General features: G+C 73.2%; 19 protein-coding genes and 1 riboswitch. Of the genes, 15 read left to right on the plus strand and 4 right to left on the minus strand.

The annotated features are described in order from the left end of the window. The first annotated feature begins 3 nt into the window (after window positions 1-3). From neuC to ABT295_RS19145, 5 genes are all read left to right on the plus strand, one after another. The gene (neuC, locus tag ABT295_RS19125) at window positions 4-1,182 is read left to right on the plus strand and encodes a UDP-N-acetylglucosamine 2-epimerase (RefSeq protein ID WP_352396001.1); all 1,179 of its coding nucleotides are present in this window, start codon (window positions 4-6) and stop codon (window positions 1,180-1,182) included. Beyond that, on the plus strand, window positions 1,179-2,234 hold the full coding sequence (locus ABT295_RS19130) for a nucleotidyltransferase family protein (protein WP_352396002.1): 1,056 nt from the start codon (window positions 1,179-1,181) through the stop codon (window positions 2,232-2,234). The genes neuC and ABT295_RS19130 overlap by 4 nt, the downstream gene beginning before the upstream one ends. A gap of 77 nt (window positions 2,235-2,311) precedes the next feature. Next, complete coding sequence (locus ABT295_RS19135; RefSeq protein WP_352396003.1) at window positions 2,312-3,382, plus strand: SDR family NAD(P)-dependent oxidoreductase; 1,071 nt, start codon at window positions 2,312-2,314, stop codon at window positions 3,380-3,382. Beyond that, entirely contained in the window at window positions 3,379-4,560 is a 1,182-nt protein-coding gene (locus ABT295_RS19140) for a DegT/DnrJ/EryC1/StrS family aminotransferase (protein WP_352396004.1), read from the plus strand. The genes ABT295_RS19135 and ABT295_RS19140 overlap by 4 nt, the downstream gene beginning before the upstream one ends. Window positions 4,561-4,582: 22 nt before the next feature. Next, on the plus strand, window positions 4,583-6,475 hold the full coding sequence (locus ABT295_RS19145; protein ID WP_352396005.1) for a Na+/H+ antiporter: 1,893 nt from the start codon (window positions 4,583-4,585) through the stop codon (window positions 6,473-6,475). A 27-nt stretch (window positions 6,476-6,502) separates the two neighbouring features. Here the strand turns inward: ABT295_RS19145 and recQ are convergent, their stop codons facing one another. The 4 genes from recQ to ABT295_RS19165 all read right to left on the minus strand — a co-directional run bounded on the left by recQ (window position 6,503) and on the right by ABT295_RS19165 (window position 11,826). Further along, window positions 6,503-8,401 (minus strand): DNA helicase RecQ, encoded by a 1,899-nt coding sequence (recQ, locus tag ABT295_RS19150; RefSeq protein ID WP_352396006.1) that lies wholly within the window; start codon window positions 8,399-8,401, stop codon window positions 6,503-6,505. 37 nt (window positions 8,402-8,438) lie between these two features. Beyond that, entirely contained in the window at window positions 8,439-9,497 is a 1,059-nt protein-coding gene (locus ABT295_RS19155) for an LD-carboxypeptidase (RefSeq protein ID WP_352396007.1), read from the minus strand. A 28-nt stretch (window positions 9,498-9,525) separates the two neighbouring features. After that, a complete protein-coding gene (locus ABT295_RS19160; RefSeq protein WP_352396008.1) occupies window positions 9,526-10,842 on the minus strand; it encodes a bifunctional o-acetylhomoserine/o-acetylserine sulfhydrylase in 1,317 nt (438 codons plus the stop codon). Window positions 10,843-10,941: 99 nt separating this feature from the next. Beyond that, window positions 10,942-11,061, minus strand: a riboswitch (SAM riboswitch). Window positions 11,062-11,520: 459 nt separating this feature from the next. Further along, window positions 11,521-11,826, minus strand: coding sequence for a hypothetical protein (locus ABT295_RS19165; RefSeq protein ID WP_352396009.1), 306 nt, complete (start codon window positions 11,824-11,826; stop codon window positions 11,521-11,523). Between the two features lie 263 nt (window positions 11,827-12,089). On the opposite strand from ABT295_RS19165, the gene ABT295_RS19170 reads away from it, so the two are divergent. The 10 genes from ABT295_RS19170 (at window position 12,090) to ABT295_RS19215 (ending at window position 22,829) form a co-directional block, all read left to right on the plus strand. Then, complete coding sequence (locus tag ABT295_RS19170; RefSeq protein ID WP_502991220.1) at window positions 12,090-13,424, plus strand: HNH endonuclease signature motif containing protein; 1,335 nt, start codon at window positions 12,090-12,092, stop codon at window positions 13,422-13,424. Window positions 13,425-13,502: 78 nt separating this feature from the next. Next, window positions 13,503-14,669 (plus strand): acyl-CoA dehydrogenase family protein, encoded by a 1,167-nt coding sequence (locus tag ABT295_RS19175; protein WP_345508698.1) that lies wholly within the window; start codon window positions 13,503-13,505, stop codon window positions 14,667-14,669. Between the two features lie 77 nt (window positions 14,670-14,746). Continuing rightward, window positions 14,747-15,727 (plus strand): glycosyltransferase family 2 protein, encoded by a 981-nt coding sequence (locus ABT295_RS19180; protein WP_352396011.1) that lies wholly within the window; start codon window positions 14,747-14,749, stop codon window positions 15,725-15,727. A 65-nt stretch (window positions 15,728-15,792) separates the two neighbouring features. Further along, window positions 15,793-17,058 carry a CDP-glycerol glycerophosphotransferase family protein gene (locus ABT295_RS19185; RefSeq protein WP_352396012.1) on the plus strand — a complete coding sequence of 422 codons (1,266 nt, stop codon included), beginning with the start codon at window positions 15,793-15,795 and terminating at the stop codon, window positions 17,056-17,058. A gap of 91 nt (window positions 17,059-17,149) precedes the next feature. Next, window positions 17,150-17,950, plus strand: coding sequence for an ABC transporter permease (locus tag ABT295_RS19190; RefSeq protein ID WP_352396013.1), 801 nt, complete (start codon window positions 17,150-17,152; stop codon window positions 17,948-17,950). After that, entirely contained in the window at window positions 17,950-18,699 is a 750-nt protein-coding gene (locus ABT295_RS19195) for an ABC transporter ATP-binding protein (RefSeq protein WP_352396014.1), read from the plus strand. Before ABT295_RS19190 ends, ABT295_RS19195 begins: the two co-directional genes overlap by 1 nt. Further along, a complete protein-coding gene (locus ABT295_RS19200; RefSeq protein ID WP_352396015.1) occupies window positions 18,696-20,561 on the plus strand; it encodes a DUF5941 domain-containing protein in 1,866 nt (621 codons plus the stop codon). The genes ABT295_RS19195 and ABT295_RS19200 overlap by 4 nt, the downstream gene beginning before the upstream one ends. After that, entirely contained in the window at window positions 20,558-21,364 is an 807-nt protein-coding gene (locus ABT295_RS19205) for a CDP-alcohol phosphatidyltransferase family protein (protein ID WP_352396016.1), read from the plus strand. The genes ABT295_RS19200 and ABT295_RS19205 overlap by 4 nt, the downstream gene beginning before the upstream one ends. Then, the gene (locus ABT295_RS19210) at window positions 21,364-22,356 is read left to right on the plus strand and encodes a glycosyltransferase (RefSeq protein WP_352396017.1); all 993 of its coding nucleotides are present in this window, start codon (window positions 21,364-21,366) and stop codon (window positions 22,354-22,356) included. The genes ABT295_RS19205 and ABT295_RS19210 overlap by 1 nt, the downstream gene beginning before the upstream one ends. 71 nt (window positions 22,357-22,427) lie before the next feature. Next, a complete protein-coding gene (locus ABT295_RS19215; protein WP_345508706.1) occupies window positions 22,428-22,829 on the plus strand; it encodes an FAD synthase family protein in 402 nt (133 codons plus the stop codon). The last annotated feature ends 4 nt before the right edge of the window (window positions 22,830-22,833 follow it).

The raw sequence follows: 22,833 nt of genomic DNA on the forward strand, positions 1-22,833 counted from the left end.
CTCGTGAGCGACCGCTTCACCGTCGCCGTCTTCGTCGGCACCCGGGCCGACCTCGGGCCGCTCACCCCGGTGCTCGAGGCGCTCGAGGAGGCGCCCGACGTGCGCCTCCGCGTGCTGACGGGGGTCATGTATGCCGTCGACGACCTCGTCGCGGCCCTGCCGGCCCACGTGTCGCCGCAGCGGTGGCGGGCGGCGGTCGTGCCGCTCGCCGAGCCGATGGCCGAGGTCACGGTCGACGCCCAGCTCGAGCAGGGCGCCCGTCTCGCCCGGGCGGCCGGGACGGCGCTGCGCGACGACGTCGACGTGCTCCTCGTGCTGGGGGACCGGTGGGAGCTGCTCTACGTCGTGCCGCCGGCCGTGCTGCTCGGCGTGCCCGTCGTGCACCTGCACGGCGGCGAGGTCACCGAGGGCGCCCTCGACGAGCGCGTGCGCCACGCCGTGACGAAGCTCGCCGACCAGCACTGCGTGGCGTCCCCGGACGCCGCGGCCCGGCTGCGCCAGCTCGGGGAGCCCGCCGAGCGCATCCACGTCACCGGCGCCCCCGGCCTCGACCGGCTGGCGACCGCCACCGCGCTCGACGACGCCGACCTCGCCGAGCTGCTCGGCGTCGACCGGGTCGAGCACCCGCTCGCGCTCTTCACGTACCACCCGCCCACGGCCCAGCCCGGGGCCCCCGTCGGCCGGTGGGCCCGGGAGGCGGCGGAGGCCGCCCTCGCGGTGTGCGGCACCGTGATCGCCACCCACCCGGGCATGGACGAGGGGCGCGAGGAGATCCTCGTGGCGCTCGCCGGGCTCGCCGCCGACGAGCCGCGGCTCTGCCTCGTCGCCGCGCTCGGCCGTCACTACCCCCGCGTGCTCGCGGCCTCCGACGTCGTCGTCGGCAACTCCAGCTCGGGCGTCATCGAGGCCGCGACCCTGCACGTGCCGGCCGTGGACGTCGGCGAGCGCCAGCGCGGGCGGCTCCGCGGCGCCAACGTGCTGCACGCGGACGAGGGGAGGTTCGCGGTGGAGGCCGCCGTCCGGCGCGCCGTCAGCCCGCAGTGGGTGGAGCGGTCCGCGGGCGCGGCCAACCCCTACGGCGCCGGTGAGGCGAGCAGCCGCATCCTCGATATCGTTCGGGAGGCGGGGTCGGCCCCGCGGGCGAAGCACTTCGTCGACCTGACGAGCGAGGAGGAGCGGTGACGGCGCGAGACCTGCGCGCGGCGTGCGCGCCGACGACCGCGACGATCCGCGACGCCCTGGAGGTCGTCGACCGCAGCGGCAACCTCGTCTGCCTCCTCGTCGACGACGACGACCGTCTGGCCGGCCTGCTCACCGACGGCGACCTGCGCCGGGCCTTCCTCAAGGGCACGAGCCTCGACGACCTCGCCCTCGACCACGCGACGCGCTCGCCCCACTTCGTCGCCGCCGGCTCGCCGCGGGCGCTCGTGCTCGACCTCATGCAGGCGCTGCGCATCTCGGCCGTGCCCGAGCTCGCCGACGACCGCACGCTCGTCGGGCTGCACACGCTCTCGGACGTCGTGGGCGCCGCGCCGCTGCCCAACGTCGCCGTCGTCATGGCCGGCGGCCGCGGCACCCGCCTCGGCGAGCTGACGAAGGACACCCCGAAGCCGCTCATGACCGTGGCCGGCCGCTCGATCCTCGAGTGGATCGTGCTCGGCCTCGTCGGTGACGGCATCCGCGAGATCTACGTCAGCGTCAACTACCTCGCCGAGCAGATCGAGGAGCACCTCGGCGACGGCTCGCGCCTGGGCTGCCGCGTGCGCTACCTCCGGGAGGACCCGGACCGCCCGCTCGGCACCGCCGGCTCGCTGACGCTGCTGCGCGACGAGCGACCCGACCTCACCGACCCGGTGCTCGTCATGAACGGCGACCTCATGGTCGAGTTCGACGCGAGCGACCTGCTCGAGGCCCACCGCCGGTCGGGCGCCGCCGTCACGGTCGCCACGCGCACCTACCAGCACGAGGTGCCCTTCGGCGTCGTCGAGAGCGACGGCGGCCGGGTCACCGGGGTCTCGGAGAAGCCGACGCTGAGCTTCGACATCAACGCGGCCGTGTATGCCGTCGAGCCCCGCGCGCTCGCCTGGTTGCCCTCTGGTCGGGCGAGCACGATGCCCGGTCTCGTCGAGACCTGCCTCGAGCGCGACGAGCCCGTGACCGCCTGGCCCATCCAGAGCGACTGGATCGACGTCGGTACCCCGAAGGACCTCGCCCGGGCGAAGGGAGAGGCATGAGCGACGAGCGGGACGACGCCCGACCACCCAGCGTGGTCGACGGCATACGAGCGAACCTCCACGACGAAAAGGCAACTGTGACAACACTTCCCGCCAGCAGCGACGACACCCGGTCGGTCGAGATGACCGCACGTCCGGTCGAGGGCTCGGTCGCCGGGCAGACCGTGCTCGTCACCGGCTCCGACGGCTTCATCGGCTCGCACGTCGTGGAGCGGCTGCTCGCCGACGGCGCACGGGTCAAGGCCTTCTGCCTCTACAACTCGAACGGCTCGACGGGGTGGCTCGACGAGTCCGACGCGTTCCGCGCGGCCGTGCGGGACGGTCAGGCCGAGGTGGTGCTCGGCGACATCCGCGACCCGGAGCACGTCATGGCCTCGACCGAGGGCGTCGACGTCGTGCTCCACCTCGCCGCGCTCATCGCGATCCCCTTCTCCTACGTGGCTCCCCGCTCCTACGTCGAGACCAACGTCATCGGCACCCTCAACGTGCTCGAGGCCGTGCGCCGCCACGGCACGCCGCGGATGGTCAACACGTCGACGTCGGAGGTCTACGGCACGCCGGAGGAGGTGCCCATCACCGAGGCGCACCCGCTCCGCGGCCAGTCGCCCTACTCCGCGACGAAGATCTCGGCCGACAAGATGTGCGAGTCGTACGCGCTCTCCTTCGAGACGCCCGTGACGACCCTGCGGCCCTTCAACACCTTCGGGCCCCGTCAGTCGACCCGCGCGGTGATCCCGACGGTGCTCTCGCAGCTGCTCGCCGGGGCGAGCCAGCTGAGGCTCGGCGACCTCTCGCCGAAGCGCGACTTCACGTTCGTCGCCGACACGGCCGACGGGTTCGTCCGCGCGGCGCTCGCCGACGTCGCCCCGGGCACGACGATCCAGCTCGGCACCGGACGCACGGTCTCGGTCGGCGACGTCGTCGAGCTGTGCCGCAAGGTCACCGGCAGCGACGCCGAGATCGTCACCGAGAGCGACCGCATCCGGCCGGAGGGCTCCGAGGTGCAGATTCTGCTCTCCGACCCGTCCCGCGCCAACGAGGTGCTCGGCTGGGCGCCGACGGTGTCGCTCGAGGACGGCCTCGCGGCCACAGCCGAGTGGCTCCGACCGCGCGTCGACCCCGAGACCGCCGGGCGGTACCACCGGTGACCGCGGCCGGGGAGGCGCACGCGCCGGGCGCTCGCGGGCCGGAGGGCACGATCCCGCTCGCGGTGCCCAACATCGGGGAGCTGGAGCGGCGCTACGTGCTCGAGGCCGTCGAGTCCGGCTTCGTCTCGTCGGTCGGACCCTTCGTCTCGGAGTTCGAGCAGCGCTTCGCCGAGCGGGTGGGCTCGAAGCACGCGATCGCCTGCTCGACCGGCACCGCGGCCATCCACGTCGGGCTGGTGCTGCTCGGGGTGGGACGCGACGACGACGTCTTCTGCTCCGACTTCACTTTCGTCGGCTCGGTCAACCCGATCGCCTACTGCGGCGCCCGGCCCGTGCTCGTCGACGCCGAGACGACGACCTGGAACCTCGACCCGGCGCTGCTCGCGGCCGAGCTCGACCGGCGCGCGGCGGCGGGGGAGGCCCAGCCGAAGGCCGTCGAGGTCGTCCACGTGCTGGGGCAGCCCGCCGACCTGGAACCGATCGTGGACGCCTGCGACCGGTACGGCATACCCGTGCTCGAGGACGCCGCCGAGTCGCTGGGCGCGTCGTGGACCGGCGGTCGCTACGCTGGCCGGCACACCGGCACCGTCGGCCGCATCGGCTGCTTCTCCTTCAACGGCAACAAGATCGCGACCACCGGCGGTGGCGGCATGATCGTCACCGACGACGACGACCTCGCTGCCCGTGCCCGCCACCTGACGACGCAGGCCAAGGTGCCCGACGTCGGCTACCTGCACGACGAGGTCGGCTACAACTACCGCCTGACGAACCTCGCCGCCGGCCTGGGCCTCGCCCAGCTCGAGCGGCTCGACGAGTTCGTCGCAGCCAAGCACCGCATCGCCGCCCGCTACGACGAGGCGTTCGCCGACCTGCCCCTCGTGCGCCCGCCGCGCGTCGAGGGGCTCGACGCGACGTACTGGCTCTACTCGGTGCTCGTGCCGGAGACGGACGGCCGGGGCCGCGACGAGCTGCTCGCGCACGTCGGCGACCTCGGCGTGGGGGCTCGCGCGCTGTGGCGCCCGCTCCACGCGCAGCCGCCCTTCCTCACCGCGCCGGTGCTCGGCGGGGCGGTCGGTGACGGGCTCTTCGCGCGCGGCGTCTCGCTCCCGTGCGCGACCGACCTCACCGAGGCGGACCAGCAGCGCGTCGTCGACGCGGTGCGGGGGTTCTTCGGCTGAGCCGGTAGGGCAGGATGGCGTCGTGGAGATCGCCATCGGGCTGCTCGCGATCGCGGCCACCGTCCTCGGTGGGTCGTGGCTCGCCGACCGCTTCGACCTGCCGCCCCCGCTCGTGCTCATCGTCGTCGGCATCCTCGGGTCGTACCTGCCGTTCGTGCCGGAGGTGGCCCTCAGCCCCGACGTCGTGCTGCTCGGCATCCTGCCCCCGCTCCTGTATGCCGCCGCGATCCAGACCTCGCTCGTCGACTTCCGCAACAACCGGGGCGTCATCCTCGGGCTGTCGGTCGGGCTCGTGCTCTTCACGGCGCTCGGGGTCGCGCTCTTCCTCCGGTGGGTGCTCGGGATCGACTTCGCCCTCGCCTTCGCCATCGGCGCCGTCGTCGCGCCACCGGACGCGGTCGCCGCGACCGCGGTCGGCCGACGGATCGGCTTGCCCCGCAGGCTCGTCACGATCCTCGAGGGGGAGTCGCTCGTCAACGACGCGACCGCCCTCGTCTCCCTGCGCACGGCGCTCGCCGCGGCGGGACTGGCCTCCGGGGTCGCCGCCGGCGGCGTCAGCTTCGGCGGCGTCGTGCTCGACTTCGCGTGGGCGTCCGTGGGCGGCGCGGCGATCGGCGTCGTCGTCGCGCTGCTCGTGACCGTCCTGCGCCGGCACTTCTCGACCGAGCCCGCCTTCGACACGGTGCTCTCGTTCATGGTTCCGTTCGCGGCCTACGTGCCGGCCGAGGAGCTGCACGCCTCGGGCGTCATCGCGGTCGTGACGGCGGGCCTCGTCCTCGGTCACAAGTCGCCACGCACGCAGTCGGGGGCCTCCCGCCTCAGCGAGCGGATCAACTGGACCTCCATCCAGTTCCTCCTCGAGAACGCGGTCTTCCTCCTCATCGGCCTGCAGGTCTTCTACGTCGTCGACAGCGCGCGCGCCTCGACCCTCTCCGCCGGGCAGATCGCGCTCGCGGCCGTCGGCACCCTCGTCGCCGTGCTCGTGCTCCGCCCCCTCTGGGTCGTGCCGTTCCGCTGGGTCAGCACGCACGTGCTGCGCAACGAGGCGCAGGCGCCGTGGACCCACACCGTCGTGCTCTCCTGGGCCGGCATGCGCGGCGTGGTGACCCTCGCGGCCGCCCTGCTGCTGCCGCCCACGAGTCCGCAGAACCCGCACCGCGACGTGCTCGTGCTCATCGCCGTCGTCGTCGTCGTGGGCACCCTGCTCATCCAGGGCACGACGCTGCCCGGTCTCGCGCGCCGGCTCGGGGTGCGCGGGCCCGACCCGCGCGAGGACGCCCTGCAGGCCGCGACGGTGCTGCAGGCGGCGACGCGGGCCGGCCTCGACGTGCTCGAGACGGCCGACGTCGACGACGGCACGCGCGAGATGCTGCGGTCGCGGTCGGAGGACCGCCTCAACCACATGTGGGAGCGGCTCGGTCCGCAGAGCGGCGACGCGGACGACACCCCGAGCGCACGCTACCGACGGGCCCGCATGCAGATGCTGCAGGCCGAGCGCGCCGAGGTGCTGCGCCTGCGCGACGAGGGGCGCGCCGACCACGCGGTGCTCCGGGTCGTGCTCAGCGCGCTCGACCTCGAGGAGACCATGCTCGACCGCTACGACGACCAGGAGAGCCGCCTGGCAGAGAGTGAGATGTTGCCCGTGGACACGATCGAGGCTCCCTGCGAGCACCTGCAGCACACCGAGGCCTGCCTTCCCGCACGCACCCCGGAGGGCTGCGAGGAGTGCCTGCGCGACGGCACGACCTGGGTGCACCTGCGCCTCTGCCTCCAGTGCGGGCACGTCGGCTGCTGCGACTCCTCCGAGTGGAAGCACGCGACCGCTCACTTCCACGAGTCGCAGCACCCGGTCATGCGCTCGATCGAGCCGGGCGAGTCGTGGCGGTGGTGCTTCGTCGACGAGGTCGTCGGCTGAGTCCGACGGGTTCGACGGGTTCGCAGGTCAGGCGTTGGGCTCGGCCAGCAGGGCGAGGAACCGGGCGCCGTACTTCTCGGCCTTGACCGGCCCGATGCCGTTCACCTCGAGCAGCTCCGCCGTGCCGGCGGGCCGGGCCCTGACCAGCTCACGCAGCGTGCGGTCGGGCAGCACGACGTAGGCCGGCACCCCCTCTTCGTCGGCGATCGAGCGCCGCTCCGCGCGCAGCCGCTCGAAGAGTGCCGTCTCGGCGGCGTCGAGCCGGTCGCTGCCGCCGGCCGATCCATTCGCCGAGCCTCGGCCCGACGCGCCCGAGCGGGAGCGCGAGCGCCTGCCGGCGGGTGCGGCGGAGGGGCGGCGCAGCTCGACCTCCTCGGCGCCGTCGAGGATCGGGCGCGCGGCCTCGGTGATGGTCAGGGCGCCCATCCGGCCCGGGTCGGGGGCGAGCACCGAGCGCGCGACGAGCTGGCGGATCACCGAGCGCCACTCGCGGTCGTCGAGCTCACCGCCCACGCCGAAGGTCGGCAGCCGGTCGTGCTCCCAGCTGCGCACCTTCTCGGTGCTCTTGCCGAGCAGCACGTCGACGACGTGCCCGGCGCCGAAGCGCTGACCGGTGCGGATCACCGCCGAGAGCACCTTCTGCGCGGGCACGGTCGCCTCCCAGAGCTGCGGGGGCGACAGGCAGGTGTCGCAGTTGCCGCAGGGGCCCGACTCCTCGTCGAAGTAGGCGAGCAGCAGTCGCCTGCGGCAGGTGGCGGCCTCGGCGTAGCCGAGCATCGCGTCGAGCTTCATCGAGTCGACGCGCTGGTGCTCGGGGCTGCCGTTCGACTGCCGGATGAACGAGCGCTGCTGCACGACGTCGGCCAGGCCGTACGCCATCCACGCGATCGCCGGCTCGCCGTCGCGGCCGGCCCGGCCGGTCTCCTGGTAGTAGCCCTCGAGGCTCTTGGGGAGGTCCACGTGGGCGACGAAGCGCACGTCGGGCTTGTCGATGCCCATCCCGAAGGCGATGGTGGCCACGACGATGACGCCCTCGTCGCGCCGGAACCGCTGCTGGGCGGCCGACCTCGCGTCGCCGGGCAGGCCGGCGTGGTAGGAGATCGCGTCGAAACCCTTCTGGCACAGGAAGGTCGAGATCTCGTCGGTGCGCTTGCGCGACTGGCAGTAGACGATGCCGGCCGAGCCGCGGAAGCTGGCGCCGTCGTTGCCCTCCTCGAGGAAGCGCAGCAGCTGCGCACGCGCGTCGGTCTTCTCCTCGACGAGGTAGCGGATGTTCGGCCGGTCGAAGCTCGACACGAACTCGGCCGCGCCCTCGAGGCCGAGACGCTCGTGGATCTCGCGGCGGGTCAGCGCGTCGGCGGTGGCGGTGAGCGCGATGCGCGGCACCCCGGGGAACCGCGCGGTGACCTCGGCGATGCGGAGGTACTCCGGCCGGAAGTCGTGGCCCCACTGCGACACGCAGTGCGCCTCGTCGATGGCGAACAACGCGATGCCGGCCCCGGCGGCCGCGTCGTCGAGCAGGCGCTGGAACGAGGGCATGAGCAGTCGCTCGGGGGCGACGTAGAGCAGGTCGAGGCTGCCGTCGCGCACGGCCCCGCGCACGGCGTCCGACTCCTCGGTCGACGACGTGGAGTTCCAGAAGGCCGCGCGCACCCCGAGCAGCCGCAGCGCCTCGACCTGGTCGTGCATGAGGGCGATGAGGGGCGAGACGACGATGCCGACGCCGGGCCGCACGAGCGCGGGGAGCTGGTAGCACAGCGACTTGCCGCCACCCGTGGGCATGAGCACGACCGAGTCGTGGCCCGACACGAGCCGGTCGACGATCTCCTGCTGAGCTCCGCGGAACGCGGTGAAGCCGAAGACGTCGTGCAGCACGCGCCTGGCGCCGCCGGCGGTGGACTCGTGCTCGTACTCGTGCTTCTCCATGACCCGGCGAGCGTACCCGTCGTCGCGGCCGGGTCCGTCAGTCGAGTCGCTGGGTGAGCGTGTGGGTGTCGCCGTCGTGCACGACGGTCGTCGTCGCTCCCTGCACCAGCGCGAGGAACGGCTGCACGTGGCCGCACTCGACGTCGGCGACGATCGGGATGCCGAGCATGCCCAGCGCGTCGACGACGGCCGCGTGCTGGGTGAAGCCGCCCGGCTCGGGAGCAGACGTCCGCGAGACGAGAATGCCTGTGGCGCAGTCGAACCAGCCGCGCAGGCGCATCGCGTGCAGGGCTCGGCAGATGTCGTATGAGTTCCACTCCGCGATGTCGAGGAGCATCACGGTCCCCTGGCGGGCGTGCGTCCGGGCGAACGCGCCGAGTTCGGCGAAGCGCCCGCCGGCGAGGAAGCTGACCGTCTCGACGCAGCCCGCGACGAGGCGTCCGGAGAAGGTGACCGGCTCGTCCTCGTGGCCGGGGTCGATGCGCGTCCAGGTGCCCTGCCCGTCCAGCCTCATCTGCGAGACCGTGGGGTGGTCGGCGTAGTCGTCCCAGCCGCCGGTGCGGTGGCGGCCGGGGGAGTGCTGCTGCAGCTCGCTGCCCGCCGGTGCGCTCGCGACGTCGACCCAGTGACGGATGCCGTCGGGCACGGCATACGGGGTGTCCATGAGGTTCTGCCCGTGGATCGTCGCGATGCCCGTCGTCAGGGTGAGGGGGGTCAGCCACGTCGAGGTGTCGGAGAAGCCGACGCACCAGGTGGGCTCGGCCGCCGCGACGGCGTCGAGGTCGAGCAGGTCGAGCAGGTCGATGCCGGTCTCGCCGCCCCACGGCGGCACGACCGCGCGGATGGTGGGGTCGAGCAGCATCGCCATGAGCTCGGCGGCGCGCGCCTCGCGCGGTCCGCTGACGTGGGAGGGCGCGTGGTTGAGCTCGCCGACCACGACCTCGAAGCCGCGGTCGCGCAGGCACGTGACGGCATACGTGAACCGACCCCAGAGGGCGTCGCCGACGCCCGAGCTCGGCGACGTGACGCCGATGCGGTCGCCGGGACGGAGCGGGGCGGGGTAGCGGATCGGCATGGCCGCCATCGTGCCAGCCATGCCGATCCGTCTCACCCCCGTTTCGGGGTCACACCTTGGCGGCGGTGAAACCCTGCTCGAGGTCGGCGAGGATGTCGTCGATGTGCTCGATGCCGACCGAGAGGCGCACGAGGCCCGGCGTGACGCCCGCGGCGAGGCGGTCCGCGTCGGGGCCCTGCGAGTGCGTCGTCGAGGCCGGGTGGATGACGAGCGAGCGCACGTCGCCGATGTTCGCGACGTGGCTGTGCAGCGTCAGCGCCTCGACGAACTTCTTGCCCGCCTCGAGCCCGCCCGCGATCTCGAAGGACAGCACGGCACCCGCGCCACGGGGGGTGTACTTCTCCGCGAGAGCGTGGGAAGGACTGTCGGGCAAGGACGCCCACACGACACGCTCCACCTGGTCGTGGCCCTGGAGGAACGCGGCGACCTGGTGCGCGTTCGCGATGTGCCGCTCGATGCGCAACGACAGGGTCTCGAGGCCCTGGGCGATGAGGAAGGCGTTGAACGGCGACGCCGCGGGACCGAGGTCGCGCAGCAGCTGCACGCGCGCCTTGAGGATGAAGGCGAGGTTGGCGCCGAGGGGGCTGCCGACGCCGAGGTCCCGGGCGAAGACGAGGCCGTGGTAGCTCTCCTCGGGGGTGTTGTAGTTCGGGAACTTCTCCGGGTCGGCGGCGAAGTCGAAGTTGCCCGAGTCGACGATGACGCCGGCGATCGACGTGCCGTGGCCGCCGAGGTACTTCGTGGCCGAGTGCACGACGACGTCGGCGCCCCACTCGATGGGTCGGATGAGGTAGGGCGTCGCGACGGTGTTGTCGACGACGAGGGGCACGCCGTGCTCGTGGGCGACGGCCGCCACCGCCTCGATGTCGAGGATCTCGCTCTTCGGGTTCGCGATGGTCTCGCCGAAGAGCAGCTTGGTGTTCGGCCGGATCGCGGCGCGCCACGACTCGATCGAGGTGGGGTCCTCGACGAAGCCGACCTCGATGCCGAACTTCGGCAGGGTGTGCTTGAAGAGGTTGTAGGTGCCGCCGTAGAGGCTCGGCGAGGCCACGACGTGGTCGCCGGCCTCGGCGATGTTGAGCACCGCGAGGGTCTCGGCGGCCTGGCCCGAGGCGACGAGGAGCGCACCGACGCCGCCCTCGAGCGCCGCGATGCGCTGCTCGACGACGTCGGTCGTCGGGTTCATCAGGCGCGTGTAGATGTTGCCGAACTCCTTGAGCCCGAACAGGTTCGCCGCGTGGTCGGTGTCGTTGAAGACGTAGCTCGTCGTCTGGTAGATCGGGAGGGCACGCGCACCCGTCGCGGTGTCGGCGCTCTGTCCGGCGTGGATCTGCTTGGTCTCGAAGGACCAGTGGGGCTCGGTCATCGGTCGTCCTGCTCTTCCTGGGTCGTGTCGATGACCGGGGCCCCGTCATTCGTGACGATCCGGGCCCGTCGCACCGACGGATCGGTGCGGGAGAGGAGCTCTCCGCGCTTGCCCGAGCGCCGGGTGGCGTCGACGGGCCAGGTCTTCACCCGGGGCACCCCACCGCGGTTGGAGGGTTGCCGGCCAGCGAGCCGGGGCTTGGCGCTGGCGCTCATGACCTGCCGTGAGTGTACGAACTCGTGTCCACCTGTCGGGAGGCGGTGTCCTCATCGTGGACGCGCGCATGACTCGAGGGTTTGACGGAGTGTTCGAACACCTGTTCTAATTGGGCAAGGGAGGAGCTCGACGGAGGCCGGGGGAGGCGCCGTCGACGCCGGTGGAGAGGAGGGGCTCGTGCCGTATCTGACGACGTCATCGAGCGACGCGGGACGACCGGCCGTCCTCGGCGCCTTCGGCCTGAGGCTGTGGCGCATCGCTCCCGGCTCCGCCGGCAGCGGCCGCGCCGTTCCGGCCGACGTGGGCGGGTCGAACGAACCGGGCGACGGGGGAGCAGCCCGGACCAGCACGAAGTCGCACGTCCGGTCCGGCGCAAAGGCGCGCATCCGCCCCGATGCAGGTCCATGCACGGGGTCGCGCATGGACGTAGGCCTCGCGTCGAGCGCCGAGGAGCCGGAAGCGTCACTCGCCGGAGCTGACGCGGGAGCCCGCGCGGGGGCGACGGCGTGGGCGACCGCGACGGCGGACGCGGTAGCGCCAGCAGGTTCGAGCGCTGACGCTCGCCCCGCGTGGGCCACCGGACCGGACGCGCGGCCGGGCGACGACGCCGACGCCGACGCGGCAGCTCGAGCCGAGCGGCTGCGCTCGGCCGAGCGTCTCGACGCCCTGGCGAGGGCGGGTGAGGACGTGCTCGCCGAGATCGAGGCGCTCGAGCGGGCCAAGGCGCGCGTCGAGGCCGACCTGCTCGCTGCGTACGGAGCCCTGCACAGCATCGAGGCGCAGCAGATCGAGGCGTTGCCGGCCGGCGCGCCGTCACGACTCGCGGGGGCGGTGTCGACCGACCGCGTCGTCGGCGAGGAGATCGCGCGCTCGCGACCGGGGTGGGCCCGGGCGAGGTGGCACGCCGGCTGGCCCTGGCGACGTCCCCGCGGCGCCACCGCCTGGTCCTGCGAGCCCTTCGCGACGGGGCGATCACCCTGCAGCGCGCTCTGCAGGTCGTCTCGGAGACCGCCTGCCTGTCGGATGCCGACGTGGCGACCGTCGAGGAGTCGGTGCTGGCGCCGACGCGCGACGGACTGCCGCTCTCACAGCGCGCCTTCACATCGCGCCTGCGGCGAGCCATCGCCGCGGTCGACGAGCGTGGTGCGGCCGAGCGGCGCAGCCGGGCCCGGACGCGCCGCGGCGTGTACGGCCGGATGATCGAGGACGGCATGGGGTGCCTGACGATGACGACCGACGCCGCGACGATCGCGGCGATCCTCGACCGGCTCGACACGGCCGCCCGCGCCCTGCGGGCCGCCGGGGACCCGCGAACGCTCGACCAGCTGCGCTGCGACCTGATGGCCGACGCCCTCCTGCGCGGGCACCTCAGCCTCGCTGGGGCCGCCGCCCGCCCCAGCCGTGGTGCGGCTGGCAGGGTCGACGAGGGTGAGGGACCCACTCGCCACGCGCAGGACGCGGGCACCGGTCCCGCCCGTCAGCAGGCATTTGGTTCGCGGGGCTCCGGCCGTCGAGGGTCGAACGAGGTGCCGGGTACCGCCCGACACGGACCCGCCGGGCGTGCGGGTCCCTCTCGCCACGAGCCGGATCGCGAGCCGGGCTTCTCCGAAGGCGCGAGTGGACGGGTGCGCATGAACGATCCGCATCCTGATCCTGATCCTGATCCTGATTTTGATCCTGATCCGCGGGCGGGGTCGGTCTGCGAGGGCCCGCCGAGCTCCGCGGACGTCGTCGAACCGGAGCGACGGACCGGCGAGGCACCGGCGCGTGCGTGGATCGTGGTGCCGTTCGAGGTGGCCGTCGGGCTGTCCGACGCGCCGTGCGAGCTGCCCGGGCACGGGTGGGTCACGGCCGAGCACGCGCGTGCCGTCATGACGAGGCCCGGGTCGGTCTGGCACACGCTGCCCGTCGACGTCCGCACCGGCGAGGCGCTCGCCCGGCCGACGGCCGGCTACCGGCCGACCCCGGCCATGGTCGCCCACGTGCGGGCCGTCGACGGCACCTGCCGCGCCCCAGGCTGCGAGGTGCTCGCCGACCGGTGCGACATCGACCACGAGACGCCGTACCCCGCGGGACCCACCGCGATCGGCAACCTCGTCAGCAAGCACCGCCACCACCACAACCTCAAGACCGCCGGGGTCTGGACCACGCGCCCAGCGGCCGACGGCGAGTCCGGCACCGTCGAGTGGACCACGCTCACCGGCCGCACCTACCTGACGCGACCCAAGAACTGGCGCGCGGGCGTGCAGACGCCGTCGCCCACCCCGCCGCCGGGCCCATCATCCATCCCGCCGCCGGGCTCGCCGACCAGCCCGCCGCCGGGCCCACCCACCAGCCCGCCGCCGTCGGTCGCGCCGCCCTTCTGAGCAGGGCCCGGACCCGGCACGTGGCGTCGATCACGAGGACGTCCTAGTAAACCGAACTCGCGAGTAGGATCGTCGTCCGTGAGCACGAATGCCGACTTCGACCTGTTCCGGACCAGCGAGGACCACGAGGCCCTGAGGGAGGCCGTCCGAGCGGTCGCCGAGGACAAGATCGCGCCCTACGCGGCCGCCGTCGACGAGGAGGCGCGCTACCCGCAGGAGGCGCACGACGCCCTCGTCGCCTCGGACTTCTTCGCCCCCCACGTGCCCGAGGAGTACGACGGGGTGGGCGCCGACGCGCTCGCCACGTGCATCGTCATCGAGGAGGTCGCCCGGGTCGACGCGTCCGCCTCGCTCATCCCCGCCGTGAACAAGCTCGGCTCGCTCCCGATCATCCTCGACGGTGACGACGCCGTGAAGGCGCGCTACCTCCCGCCCCTGGCCAAGGGCGAGACGACGTTCTCCTACGGCCTCTCCGAGCGCGAGGCCGGCTCCGACACCGCCTCGATGCGGTGCCGCGCGCGCCGGGACGGCGACGACTGGGTCATCTCCGGCCAGAAGTCCTGGATCACCAACGCCGGCGTCTCCGAGTACTACACCGTGCTCGCCGTGACCGACCCCGACGGTCCACGCGGCGGCAACGTCACGGCCTTCGTCCTCGAGAAGTCCGACGAGGGCTTCACCTTCGGCGAGAAGGAGCGCAAGCTCGGCATCAAGGGCAGCCCGACCCGCGAGCTGCACTTCGACAACGTACGCATCCCGGGTGACCGGGTCGTCGGCCAGGTCGGCGACGGGCTCAAGATCGCCCTGCGCACCCTCGACCACACCCGCGTCACCATCGGCGCGCAGGCCGTCGGGATCGCCCAGGGCGCGCTCGACCAGGCCGTGGCCTACGTCAAGGAGCGCAAGCAGTTCGGCAAGCGCATCGCCGACTTCCAGGGCCTGCAGTTCATGCTCGCCGACATGGCCATGGAGCTCGAGGCCGCCCGCCAGATGGTCTACGTCGCGGCCGCCAAGTCCGAGCGCGGCGACAAGGACCTCGCGTTCTTCGGTGCGGCGGCCAAGTGCTTCGCCTCCGACGCCGCCATGAAGATCACGACGGATGCCGTGCAGCTGCTGGGCGGCGCCGGCTACACCCGCGACTTCCCGCTCGAGCGGATGATGCGCGACGCGAAGATCACCCAGATCTACGAGGGCACCAACCAGGTCCAGCGCATCGTCATGGCGCGCCAGCTGCTCAAGGGCTGACGTCGGGGCCCGCCGCCGACCCCTCAAGTAGGCTGGCGCCGCTTCGCCAACCCCGCACCCCACGACAGGACCCCAGAGTGGACCCGACCCCTGACCCCCGGCCGGCGGTCAGCGTCATCATGCCCCTGCTGAACGAGGAGCGGCACCTGCGTGACGCGGTGGCGATGATCCTCGCGCAGGACTACAGCGGTCCGCTCGAGGTCGTCCTCGCGCTCGGCCCGTCGACCGACCGGACCGACGAGGTGGCGGCCACCGTCGCCGCCGCAGACCCGCGCGTGCGCCTCGTGCCGAACCCGTCGGGTCGCACGCCCGACGGGCTCAACGCGGCGATCGGGGCCGCGACCGGCGAGGTCATCGTCCGTGTCGACGGCCACGCGGAGATCCCCGACGACTACATCAGCGTCGCGGTCGAGGAGCTGCTCCGCGTGGGTGCCGACAACGTCGGCGGCATCATGGACGCTCGCGGCACGACCGACTTCGAGCGCGCCGTGGCGTGCGCCATGCGCAGCCCCCTCGGCGTCGGGTCGGCACGCTTCCACACGGGCGGCGAGGCGGGGGAGGCCGACACCGTCTACCTCGGCGTCTTCCGGCGCGCCGCCCTCGAGCGGGTCGGTGGCTACGACCCGCACTTCGCCCGGGCCCAGGACTGGGAGATGAACCACCGCATCCGCGAGACCGGCGGCACCGTGTGGTTCACGCCCGCGCTCAAGGTGACCTACCGCCCCCGCGCCTCCGTCAAGGCGCTGGCCCGGCAGTACTTCCACTACGGCCGCTGGCGCCGGGTCGTCGCGCGCCACCACGAGGGCACCATCAACCCGCGCTACCTCGCGCCGCCCACGATGGTGGGCGTGACGACGGCCGCCGCGGTGATCGGCTTCTTCTGGCACCCCGCCTGGGCGGTTCCGGCCGCGTATGCCGCCGGGGTGACCGCGGGCGGCCTGGCCATCAGCCGTGGCGAGTCACCCGCCACCCGGGCCGCCACCCCGCTCGTGCTCGCCACGATGCACTGGTCCTGGGGCGTCGGGTTCCTCACCAGCCCGAGCCGGCTCCAGCGCTGACCGCGCCGCGACCACACGCAGCTCACCCGAACACCCGAACGACCGAACGTACGGAAGGCACGACCTTGCTCGACAACGCGAAGCTGGCGGTCCAGCTCGTCCGGAACACCGTCCGGCGCCAGCTGGCCAAGCGCGAGCTGGCCGGACGCCTCGAGCACGCCGTCCCCGGCCGGCCCACCGGCGGCGACGACACCCGCTTCCGCTGCGCCGTCTACTTCTCCGACGACCCGGTCAACCTCTACCAGATCCGGCAGTGGTACGCGCCCCTGCAGGAACTGGCCCGCACGCAGCCCGTCGTCGTGCTCTCCCGGATGCCCGAGACGACGAACGTGCTGCTCGACGAGTGCCCACTCCCGGTGCTGCACGCCCCGCGGATCACCGACGTCGAGTCGTTCATGGAGCACCACGACATCGGTCTCGTGCTCTACGTCAACCAGAACCTGCGCAACTTCCAGATGATGCGCTTCGCCCGCCCGGCCCACGTCTTCGTCAGCCACGGCGAGAGCGACAAGTCGTACATGGCGAGCAACCAGCTCAAGGCCTACGACCGGGTCTTCATCGCCGGCCCGGCGGCCGCGGCCCGCCTCGAGGGCGCCCTCGTCGAGTTCGACGTCGCCCGGCGCACCGTCGAGATCGGCCGTCCCCAGACCGACGCCACCTACCCGGCGCCCGCGCTGCCCGACGACGGCCGCACCACCGTGCTCTACGCGCCGACGTGGGAGGGCGACCGGGCGAGCATGGCCTACGGCTCCATCGCCAGCCACGGCGCCGCGCTGCTGACCGGCCTGCTCGCCGACCCCCGCTTCCGCGTCGTCTACCGGCCGCACCCCCGCTCGGGAGCCTTCGACCCGGCATACGGCGTCGCGTCGACGCACCTCGCCCGGCTCGTCGCGGAGGCGAACCACGCGGACCCGACCGCGGCGCACCTCGTCGACGTCGACACGTCGTTCGGCTGGCACCTGGCCCGCCTCGACACGTGCATCACCGACGTCTCCGCCGTGGCGCTCGACTGGCTGGCCACGGGTAAGCCCCTCGTGCTGACCCAGCCGGCCGACCCCCGCGCCGAGGTCGAGCCCACCCGGCTCACCACGAGCGTGCCGATGGTGACGGCGGCGCAGGCCCGCGACATCGTCAGCGTCCTCGACGACACCATGTCGGCCCCCGACGAGGCCCGGGCCGACGTCGTGCGCCACTACTTCGGCGACACGACGCCCGGGGCGGCGACGGCGCGCTTCGTGCGGGCCTCGACCGACCTCATCGAGTCGCGCGTCGGGGCGCCCGCCGACCCCGCCGCGCCTGCCGCGGACGCGGCTCCCGGCTCGCACCCCTAGACTTCGGCGAGGACCGGGCCGGGGACCTCCCGCCCGGTCGTGGTTGCAGAAGCCTTGTTGGAGAGCACGAAGGAGAAGGTGGTCTGCGCGCATGATCGGCGTGTCCCAGTTCCGCGGCCTGATGGCCCAACGTCAGGTGCTGCGCACCCTGGTGGAGCGCGACCTCAGGGTCCGCTACGCCGGCAGCGTGCTCGGCTACGTGTGGACGGTGCTCGACCCGCTGCTCATGGCGCTCGTCTACTTCATCGTCTTCACGCTGATCTTCACGGCGCGCCAGACCGGCAACCAGCCCTACTTCCTGCACCTCATCACGGGCCTCTTCCTCTGGCAGTGGTTCGCCTCGAACATGTCGGAGAGCTCGCGCGCGCTCCTGTCGGAGTCGCGCCTCGTACGCTCGGCGAACCTGCCCCGTGAGCTGTGGGTCGTGCGCGTCGTGCTCGCCAAGGGCATCGAGTTCGTGCTCACGCTGCCGGTGGTCGTCGCCTTCACGGTCTTCTACCTCGTCACCGGCGCCACGAAGCTGCACTGGACGATCGTCTTCATCCCCGTCGCCCTGGTGCTGACCTTCCTGCTCTCCGTCGGCATCGGGATGATCCTCGCGCCCATCACGGTGCTCGTCACCGACATGGCGCGCGTCGTGCGCATCGCCCTGCGCCTCGGGTTCTACGCGACGCCGGTGCTCTACAGCGCCGACATGGCGCCCGACACCCTGCGCACCGTGCTCGCCCTCAACCCGATGAGCGGCATCCTCGAGCTCTTCCGCTCGGGCTTCTTCAAGGGCGAGATGAACCTGCTGTCCGTGGCCTCGGCGTGCGTCCTCACCGTCGTCCTGCTCCTCGTCGGGGCGTTCGTCTTCAAGCGGCTCGAGCCGGCCGTGCTCAAGGAGATCTGATGGCCAAGCCGGTGATCGAGGTCCGCGACCTCGGGATCGAGTTCTTCCGGTCGCGGCGGCGGCGGATGTCGCTGCGCGAAATCGTCTTCAAGGGCCAGAGCGGGGCCACGACCGAGACCTTCTGGGCGCTGAAGAACATCTCGTTCGACGTCGGTCGGGGCGAGGCCGTGGGTCTCGTCGGCGGCAACGGCAGCGGCAAGAGCACGCTGCTCAAGATGATCGCCGGCGTCATGCTGCCCGACGAGGGCTACGCCACGGTGCGCGGCAAGGTCGCCCCCCTCATCGAGCTGACCGGTGGCTTCCTCGGCGAGCTCACGGCGCGCGAGAACGTCTACCTCGCGGCGGGCCTGCACGGCCTGACGAAGCGGCAGATCGACGAGCGCTACGACGAGATCGTCGACTTCGCCGGGCCGCAGGTGCGCAACGGCATGGACATGCCCTTCCGCCACTTCTCCTCGGGCATGCAGGTGCGCCTCGCCTTCTCGCTCATCACGACCCTCGACCAGCCCGTCGTGCTCGTGGACGAGGTGCTCGCCGTCGGCGACCGTGCCTTCCGCGAGAAGTGCTACACCCGCATGGAGTCGATGCTCGAGGGCGGCAAGACCCTCTTCCTCGTCTCGCACAGCGAGCACGACCTCAAGCGCTTCGCCGACCGCGGGCTCTACCTCAAGACCGGCACGCTCGTGCAGGACGGCCCCATCCTCGACGTGCTCGCCCGCTACCACAGCGACGCGGACTCCGGTTCGTGAGGCTGGACGAGCGACCGCTCGTCGGCGACGCTCGTGCCCGCTCGCTCCACGGCACGTCGGCCGGCGGTGACCTCGTCGTGCTCGGCGGCACCCCGGACGCCGACCTGCTCGAGTCGCTCGAGCCCTTCGCGCTGACCCGCCGCGACGAGGTGCCGGGCCCGCTCGCCGACCAGCTCGCGGCCGCCGCCGACGTGGCCGCGCAGGGGAGCGGCCCGCTCGTCCTCGTCGCGGCTGACCTCCGGGTCGGGCCCGTCGCGCTCCTCGACGTGCTCGACGCGCCGCGCGACACGACGGCGGCGGCCGTCGTGGCCGCGCCGGCCGTCGTGGGCACCCCAGCCGCCGAGAGCCGCTTCGCCCCCGTGCGCGTCGACGACACCGCGCGCCGGGTCGTCTCCGTCGGCACCGTGCGCCACGTCGCCAGCGCCCCGACGGCGTATGCCGTGGGTGTCCTGCGCGTCGCGGCCGCCGACCGCGCCCGGGTGGCCCAGGTGCTGCGTGCCGCCGCGACGAGCGAGTCGTCCCGCGAGCCCGGGATGCCGGCCTTCGACCTCGCGCTGCTCGCGGTGGTCCGCGACGCCGCCGTGCCGGTCGCGGCCGTGCCGCTCGCGCACGTCACGGTCGCCCGGGGCGACGTCGAGCTCCCCGGTGCGCCGGGGTCGCCCTGGCAGCAGCGGCTGCGCGCGGCCTCGCGCGGCAACGACGGCGTCTTCTCCACGCACGCGATCCGTCCGCTCTCGCGCCGCCTGACGGCATACGGCCTGCGCCACGGCTGGACGCCGAACGTCGTGACGCTCGTCAGCCTCCTCCTCGGCCTCGCGGCGTGCGGGCTCGCCGCCGTCGACGCGCGCTGGAGCTGGGTGCTCGCGGCCGTGCTGCTGCAGGCCTCGCTCGTCGTCGACTGCGTCGACGGCGAGATCGCCAGGTTCACCCGCCGCTACAGCGCGCTCGGTGGCTGGCTCGACGCCGTGAGCGACCGCGTCAAGGAGTTCACGCTCGTCGCGGCCGTCGCCTGGGTCGCCGCCCGGCGCGGGGACGACCTGTGGTGGCTCGCCCTCGTCGTGCTCGCGGTGCTCGCCGTGCGCCACGTCGAGGACTTCGCCTACGCCATGCGGGGGCGTGCCCAGCGCGCGCGACCCCTCGTCGCCCGCGCGCTCGACGTGCCGGGCGACGGCGGCCCGCAGCACGCGCGCACCGACGTGCCGCCGCCACCGCGCGGCCGCGCGCGGCTCGTGCGCGACGTCAAGCAGGTACTGCATCTGCCGATCGCCGAGCGCTACCTCGTCATGTCGGTCGGGCTGCTCACCTTCAGCCCTGCGGTGCTGCTCTGGGCGCTCGGCGTCGCGTCGGTCGGGGCGCTCGCCTGGACCGAGGTCGGCCGCCTCGGCCGGGCCCTCGCCGGCCGTGACGGCTTCAGCCCGGAACGCCCCGACGCGACCCTCGCGCGGCTCGCCGACCTCGCCGTGCTGCCCCGGCCCACCGGCCGCGGCCGGCTCGCCTGGCAGCTGCCCGGCCTGCTCGTCGCGGTCGAGGCGGCGGCCCTGCTCCTCGCGGCCGGCGACGACCCGGTCGCCCGGGCGGCGGCCTACGCCTGGCTGGCCGCCGTCTGCTGGCACCTCTACGACGCCGTCTACCGCCTGCGCGAGACCGGGCGCGGGCCGTCGCGCGCGCTCGTGCGGGCCACGCTCGGCGTCGAGGGCCGCGTCGTCGTGCTCGCGCTCGTCGGCGGGTTCACCGACCACCCGGCCTGGGCGCTGCTCGTCGGTGCCGTCCTGCTCCTCACCGCGTATGCCGTCGAGTCCGCCCACGCCTGGCGCTCCGATGCGGCCGGTCGGCCCCCGACACGGCAGGATGGGCGATCGTGACGCACGACCCGACGAACGACCGCCCGAGCATCGCCGAGCTCAAGGCCGTCGCGCAGCCCCCGGAGCACATCGCCCGTTACAACGCCGAGCACTGGGCGGGGGCGCTCTACATCCGCCACCTGTCGATCTACGCCACGCGGGCCCTGCTGCCGACGCACATCACGCCGAACGGCGTCACCTGGCTGATGATCCTCACCGGTCTCGTGGGGGCGCTCGCCATCCCGTTCGGCGGCCTCGTCGGACCCGTCGTCGCGGTCGTTGCGATGCAGCTGCAGATCCTGCTCGACTGCTCGGACGGCGAGGTCGCCCGCTGGCGGCAGCGCTTCTCGCCCGCCGGCATCTACCTCGACCGCATCGGCCACTACGTCACGGAGGCGGCGATCCCGGTGGCGATCGGGCTCCGCGCGGACGGCTGGTCGCTCGCCGACCCCGGTGACGTGGGTGGCTGGAGCGTGCTCGGGCTGCTCGTAGCCCTCGGCGTGCTGCTCAACAAGGCCTTCACCGACCTCGTCCACGTGGCCCGCGCCAAGACCGGACGGCCCCCGCTCGAGGACGTCGCCGGCACCGCCCGCCCCAAGGCCTCGGGCATGGCGGCCGTGCGCCGGGCCTTCGACTACCTGCCGATCTTCCGCGCCTTCGTCGCGGTCGAGGCCTCGATCCTCGCGCTCGTCGCCGGCGTCGTCGACGCCGTCCGGGGCGACCTGCTCGGCACGCAGGTGCTCGTCGTGGCCATGGTGCCCCTCATCGTCGTGACGGCCGGGGGCCACCTCCTCGGCGTCCTCGCGAGCTCGCGGCTCGACTGATGCTGCCGGTGCTGCAGTGGGCCCAGGAGCACGGCGAGGTGGGCGGCGTGCGCACGAGCCACGCGCAGCTCACCGCGATCCTGCGGGCCGAGGGGGTCCAGGTCGACTACGTGGACACCGGCTCCGCGCGCCGCGCGGCCGCCATGCTGCCCCGGCTGCGCCACCGGGCGATGCACCTGCTGCACCTGACGCGGCTCTGGCGCGCCATGCTCCTCGCCCCGCTCTTCGCGCTGCTGCGCGGGCGCACCGTGCTCGTGCTGCACTCCGGCTCGACGAGCGGCCAGGTCGCCCGGATGCCGTGGTGGCGCCGCCGCCTGCTCGTGCTCGCCCTCTACGCCTACGACGAGATCTGGGCCGTCAACGACGAGATCGGCGCCATCCTGCCGGAGGCCCTGCGCGCGCGGGTCACGGTCGTCACGCCGTTCGACTCGTCCGCGGCGCCCGTGCCGAGCGCCATCGAGCGCGAGCCGCACGCGCTCGCCCTCGCCACGAACGCCGGCCTGGCGCACTACAACGCCGACGTCGGCGTCGAGGTGACGCGGCGGGTGCGCGAGCGCTGGCCCGACGCCACGCTGACCGTGCTCGCCTACGGCAACGACACGCCCGAGGTCGAGGCCCTGCGCCGCACGGCCACGAGCGAGCCGTGGCTCACCGTCGAGTTCGACGCCAGCCCCGCCGAGGTCTCGGCCGTGCTCGCGCGGGTCGGCACCTTCCTGCGCCCGACGAGCTGGGACGGCGACTCCGTCATCGTCCGCGAGGCGCAGGCGGCCGGGGCGACCGTCGTCGCGAGCGACACCGCGCCGCGGCCGCAGGGCGTCGTGCTCGCCCCGCTCGACGCGTCCTCCCTGGCGGCCGCGGTCGTCGACGGGGGAGTCGTGAGCGACGGCAACGGGCTCGCGCAGACGACGCTGGCGGACGCCGTGCGCGCGGCCGGCCGTGCTGCCGGGCATGCGCCGGGTCGTGCTGCCGGGCATGCGCCGGGTCGTGGCTGAGGCGCCCGCTTCGATACCCTCGCAGTCGACGGGCGGGGCCACCGCCTCGTCCACCCCGCCCTAGGAGCAGCGTGAGCAACCGGACCGTCATCACCTTCGGGACGTTCGACGTCTTCCACGTCGGGCACGTGCGGGTGCTCCAGCGCGCCGCCGAGCTCGGCGACCGCCTCGTCGTCGGGGTGTCGGCCGACGCCCTCAACGTCGCGAAGAAGGGCCGGCCGCCGGTCTTCAACCAGGACGAGCGGCTCGAGATCATCGCCGCCCTCAAGGTGGTCGACGAGGTCTTCGTCGAGGAGTCGCTCGAGCTCAAGCGCGACTACATCGTCGAGCACGGCGCCGACGTCCTCGTCATGGGCGACGACTGGGCCGGCAAGTTCGACTGGGTCGGCGACGTCTGCGAGGTCGTCTACCTCCCGCGCACGCCGTCGGTCTCGACGACGGGCCTCATCGAGCACATCGCCAGCCTGGGCTGAGCGC

It is taken from the genome of Terrabacter sp. NPDC000476, assembly GCF_040300125.1.
Classification (GTDB): domain Bacteria; phylum Actinomycetota; class Actinomycetes; order Actinomycetales; family Dermatophilaceae; genus Terrabacter.

What these genes read in the sequence shown, in the direction of transcription:
- recQ (WP_352396006.1), bottom strand. Translation starts at nt 8,401, where the DNA reads ATGGAGAAGCACGAGTACGAGCACGAGTCCACCGCCGGCGGCGCCAGG.
- ABT295_RS19155 (WP_352396007.1), bottom strand. Translation starts at nt 9,497, where the DNA reads ATGGCTGGCACGATGGCGGCCATGCCGATCCGCTACCCCGCCCCGCTC.
- ABT295_RS19160 (WP_352396008.1), bottom strand. Translation starts at nt 10,842, where the DNA reads ATGACCGAGCCCCACTGGTCCTTCGAGACCAAGCAGATCCACGCCGGA.
- ABT295_RS19190 (WP_352396013.1), top strand. Translation starts at nt 17,150, where the DNA reads ATGATCGGCGTGTCCCAGTTCCGCGGCCTGATGGCCCAACGTCAGGTG.
- ABT295_RS19195 (WP_352396014.1), top strand. Translation starts at nt 17,950, where the DNA reads ATGGCCAAGCCGGTGATCGAGGTCCGCGACCTCGGGATCGAGTTCTTC.
- ABT295_RS19210 (WP_352396017.1), top strand. Translation starts at nt 21,364, where the DNA reads ATGCTGCCGGTGCTGCAGTGGGCCCAGGAGCACGGCGAGGTGGGCGGC.